This window comes from Pontibacter ummariensis (assembly GCF_900188175.1).
GTDB lineage: Bacteria > Bacteroidota > Bacteroidia > Cytophagales > Hymenobacteraceae > Pontibacter > Pontibacter ummariensis.
The window spans coordinates 1-4,250 of record NZ_FZOQ01000062.1 but is presented as its reverse complement, the minus strand read 5'-3'; the positions used below and the strand labels follow the sequence as shown (position 1 = coordinate 4,250).

The following is a 4,250-nucleotide window of genomic DNA, read 5'->3' as shown; positions in this document are numbered from 1 at the left end:
TCAAGCATTTCATCTCCCAGTATCTTTTCTATACATTGCCATTGGGTGTCGGTTAAATCACTGGGGTAAGACATAAGCCTGCAAACTTTTCTTACTCAACAGCCGACACCTGCTTTTTTATCCAGCTAAATCAAAACAGCCTTTAAGCCTGAAGGGAAAATAATCCCTGATCAGGTTTTTGGGAACACCATACAAAATTGGCCTTACGCTACCTACGGTAGAAGCGTAAGGCCATTCGCGTTTTAGAATGAGAGAGAATCTGCCGCAAAAAGGCCTTCTTTTGGGTGGATGTCTTAAATTTGAGTCTTAATACCTCTTTATGATGAATTCAGAATCAGTTCCCGAACTATACCTTGTAAAGGCCTTTACCAAACAGGCAACCGGCGGAAACGCTGCCGGCGTCGTGCTTTTTGCAGATAAGCTTTCTAAAGACAGGAAGCAGCAGATTGCAGCGAGCCTTGGCTTTTCAGAGACAGCCTTTGTTTCAGCATCAGCGATAGGTGATGCAAAGGTAGAGTTCTTCACCCCTAACCGGCAAATCCCGCATTGCGGCCATGCAACAGTGGCAACATTTGGTTTATTGGTAGAGAAAAACCTGGTACAGGAGCCAAGTGCTGTAAAAGAATCTATCGAAGGCCCTCGGCAAATAGACCTTCTCTCGGGTAAAGTATACCAGTCGCAACTAGCTCCAACGTATAATAGTCTAACTGAGGTAGATATGCTGCCCTCAGAAGTTGCAAGCGCACTGGGGCTGACTGCAGATTACGCTTTTCCTGCCGAACCTGTCGTGGCCAACACCGGAGTTTCCTTTTTGCTGGTGCAGGTGCCTGACGAGGAGACGCTAAAAGCCCTGCAACCCCTGCAGGACAAGATTGCTGCTATATCTGAAAAGCTGGACCTGGTAGGCTTTTATGTGTTTACAACGGCAACGGCCCAAGCAGATGCGACAGCACGTATGTTTGCGCCTGCCTATGGTATCCCGGAGGAGTCAGCAACGGGCATGGCTGCTGGCCCCTTAGCTTGCTACCTCTATGACTTCCTGAACTTTAAAAAGCAAAGCTTTCTGCTGCATCAAGGATACTTGATGCAGTTGCCTTCGCCTAGCCAAATAGAGGTAAAGCTGCAGCTAGATGCGCAAGAACACATAGCCGGGCTGAAAGCAGGTGGACATGCCTTAGTCGTAAAGCAGCTGGAATTAGCACAGCTGTAAATTTTATAACGTGTCTAGAGCATCTCGCCCGTAACCTGGTAGGATACAGTCCGTTCTTTTGAAAGCCAGGACCTGCCACCGCTCAGCCACTGTTTTCTTAAAACCAAGTGTTGTTTGGTCTGAGAAGGTCCTCTGTCTTTATATGTTGAGCTATGACACGTATCCCCCACGAAAGTACTTTAGATAGTTCCCTGAACCTGCTAACAGAAGGATATCCTTTCCTAAACAATAGAGTTAAGCGTTTCCAGTCCAATATTTTCCAGACCAGGCTTCTGTTTCAGAAGGCCGTGTGCTTGCATGGCCCTGAGGCAACGGAGGTATTCTATAACCCGGAACTGTTTACCCGGAAAGGGGCTATCCCGGAGCGGGTACAAAAAACATTGTTGGGGGAAGACGGGGTGCAGACCATGGCGGGAGAAGAACACCGGCACCGGAAAGCAATGTTTATGGCACTGATGGCGCCTGACAGTCTTCAAATCCTGAAGGATCATTTGAAGCGGTTTTGGCTTGCCTATAGCAGGAAATGGGAACACATGGACCAAGTCGTGCTTTTCGACGATGCGCAGGAAGTCTTTTGCCTGGCTGCCTGCTCCTGGGCAGGTGTGCCTTTAAAGCCGGAGGAGGTTCGTACGCGAGCGCAGGATTTTGCGGCCATGGTGGATGCTTTTGGCGCAGTAGGGCCCCGGCACTGGCGCGGGAGGTGGGCTCGGGACAGGGGCGAGAAGTGGACGAAGGGGATTATTAAAAAAATACGGAACGGAAAGCTAACAGTGCCGGAAGCTTCTCCGGCGCATGTCATTGCCTTACATCGTGACCTGGAGGGGGAATTGTTATCTACCAGGATGGCAGCAATTGAGCTGATCAACGTGATAAGGCCCACCGTAGCCATTGCGTATTTTGTTGTATTTACCGCCCTTGCTTTATACGAGCACCCGGAGTATCGGCAGAAACTACAGTATGATGATGGCCGCCTTACAGAGATGTTTGTACAGGAAGTACGCCGTTTTTATCCCTTTGCCCCTTTTGTAGGGGCGCGTGTGCGAAAGAAGTTTAAGTGGGGCGGGCATAAGTTCAAGAAAGGGAACCTGGTGCTGCTGGATATTTATGGACCTCTTCACGACGAAGCGCTCTGGGAACAGCCTTATGCATTTCGGCCAGAGCGCTTTCAGAACTGGGAGGGCAGTCCGTTCAACTTTATCCCACAGGGAGGCGGTGACTATCTGAACAACCATCGGTGCGCAGGGGAGTGGCTAACGATAGAGGCAATGAAAGTTTCCCTTGATTTCTTAACGAATGATGTTGTCTACGAAGTGCCCGAGCAGGATCTGAGCTTTAGCCTGGCCCGGATCCCGACATATCCTAAAAGTGGCTTTATCATACGTAAGGTACGGCGTATGAACAGGGAGGCATACAATTCCTATCCTGGTAGTTCAAGCACTGGTGCTCAGTGCCCTTTTCATAAAGGAGTTTAAGAAACATACGATGATAGCGCAACAGAAGTGATCATACAAAAAATCAGCTTGAAGTTTCTTTACAGGCATAAAGCTCCTGCTCGATGACAGGTAGTTGATGTAAACTAAACGCAGCTTCTAACCATCAAGAAGTAAAGCTGTGCCTCCAAGTAAGGAAAGCTCTTATGTGATTGCAAGCATCCCTTGAGATGAGATCCAAAATGAAGCAGTAAAGCTGAGAAAGGCCTTTTAAGGTTTTACACAGGTCTCTCATAGATCGAGACGATGTGCTGTGTTTTTGCTAGACGGTCTTTTGGCCTAATTCCTGCTACTGTCTTTTAGCTTACAAGAAAGCTTTACCTTTGCTGCTAATTAAGGCTTGCACGAGGAAAAGTAGACATTCAAAGTAAAAAATGCTTAAGGATGATAAAAGTAGTACTAACAGACGATCATACTATTTTGAGGGATGGTATAACAGCTATGCTGTATGGGGATAAGTCTATCTCCATCACAGGTGAAGCGGCAAGCGGAGACGAATTGCTGGAACTGCTTCAAACAGTCCCTGCGGATGTCGTCCTGTTAGACCTGTTAATGCCGGAGAAAAGCGGACTGCAATACATTCCCCTTTTAAAGGACTTATATCCAGACATTAAGGTGCTTGTACTTTCTGTGCTGCAGGATGAGGTAAGCGTACAGCGAGCAATGGAGTTAGGCGCGCAGGGTTACATTCATAAAAATGCGGGCAGAGAGGAGCTGCAAACAGCTATAAAGCAAGTGGCAGCTAATGCTACCTATGTAAGCCCTTCAACCTATACGGACAAAGCAAAAGCAAGAGACTTAAGTCGGTATGTCATTGCTCCTGTATCCAATGGAATGGAATTTCTACGTTTATCAGAAGCAGAGACGGAAATCTTGCAACTCGTCGCAGAGGGTTTTGCAAGCAACGAAATAGCTGAAATGCTGAACATAAGTAAGCGTTCTGTCATCATGCACCGGCAGAACTTACTGAGCAAGATGAACAGCAAGAATACGGCAAGCATGATCAAGTATGCAGCCAAAAACGGAATTGTTTGAGAAGAAAGAACTGGAAGCCAAGCGAAGTCCTCTTACAAGTGAAACTTTAAGAGACTTACCTGTTGTAAACCTTCAGTACCTACAGGAGAGAAGCAGTAAAAAAAGCCCTTTTATTAGGAACTCCCACCAGCCCTCTGGCTGTTATCCCCTAGCGCCCGCTCTAGAGAAGGGTCGGGGGAAAAGAATCCCCCACTGCCTGAGCCACTTAGCTTTTTGTTAGCGCAAATCTTCTCTGAGGCCTTGCCTGTAGGGAAACTTTCCCTACCTTTGCGCTCCCTTCGGCAGGACAGGGGCAGCGATAACAGGGGCCGTAGCGAGCATTGGCAGGCAAAGGGAAAAGAGGAAAAACTCTCCCCTGGTGCTTGCAAAACGAAAAACTCTTCTTACCTTTGCAGCCCGCTTCAGAGGGAAGGGGAGGCATGGCACACTTCTTGAATAAAGAAAGAGCTGGTCAAAAAAAATAAAAGAAAAAGCTTGGTGGTTTAGAGAGAAACACCGAACTTTGCAGCCCGCAA

At 47.7% G+C, this 4,250-nt stretch carries 3 protein-coding genes; all 3 read left to right on the top strand.

The genetic code is table 11. The features are described 5' to 3' along the window. Nucleotides 1-319 precede the first annotated feature (319 nt). Nucleotides 320-1,210, top strand: coding sequence for a PhzF family phenazine biosynthesis protein (locus CHB92_RS25295; protein ID WP_089322022.1), 891 nt, complete (start codon nucleotides 320-322; stop codon nucleotides 1,208-1,210). A gap of 152 nt (nucleotides 1,211-1,362) precedes the next feature. Then, complete coding sequence (locus tag CHB92_RS25290; RefSeq protein ID WP_089322021.1) at nucleotides 1,363-2,682, top strand: cytochrome P450; 1,320 nt, start codon at nucleotides 1,363-1,365, stop codon at nucleotides 2,680-2,682. Nucleotides 2,683-3,084: 402 nt separating this feature from the next. After that, nucleotides 3,085-3,735 carry a response regulator transcription factor gene (locus CHB92_RS25285; RefSeq protein ID WP_089322020.1) on the top strand — a complete coding sequence of 217 codons (651 nt, stop codon included), beginning with the start codon at nucleotides 3,085-3,087 and terminating at the stop codon, nucleotides 3,733-3,735. The last annotated feature ends 515 nt before the right edge of the window (nucleotides 3,736-4,250 follow it).

Excerpts from the sequence above, each read along its gene's own strand:
- CHB92_RS25295 (WP_089322022.1), top strand. The coding sequence starts at position 320 with ATGATGAATTCAGAATCAGTTCCCGAACTATACCTTGTAAAGGCCTTT.
- CHB92_RS25290 (WP_089322021.1), top strand. The coding sequence starts at position 1,363 with ATGACACGTATCCCCCACGAAAGTACTTTAGATAGTTCCCTGAACCTG.
- CHB92_RS25285 (WP_089322020.1), top strand. The coding sequence starts at position 3,085 with ATGATAAAAGTAGTACTAACAGACGATCATACTATTTTGAGGGATGGT.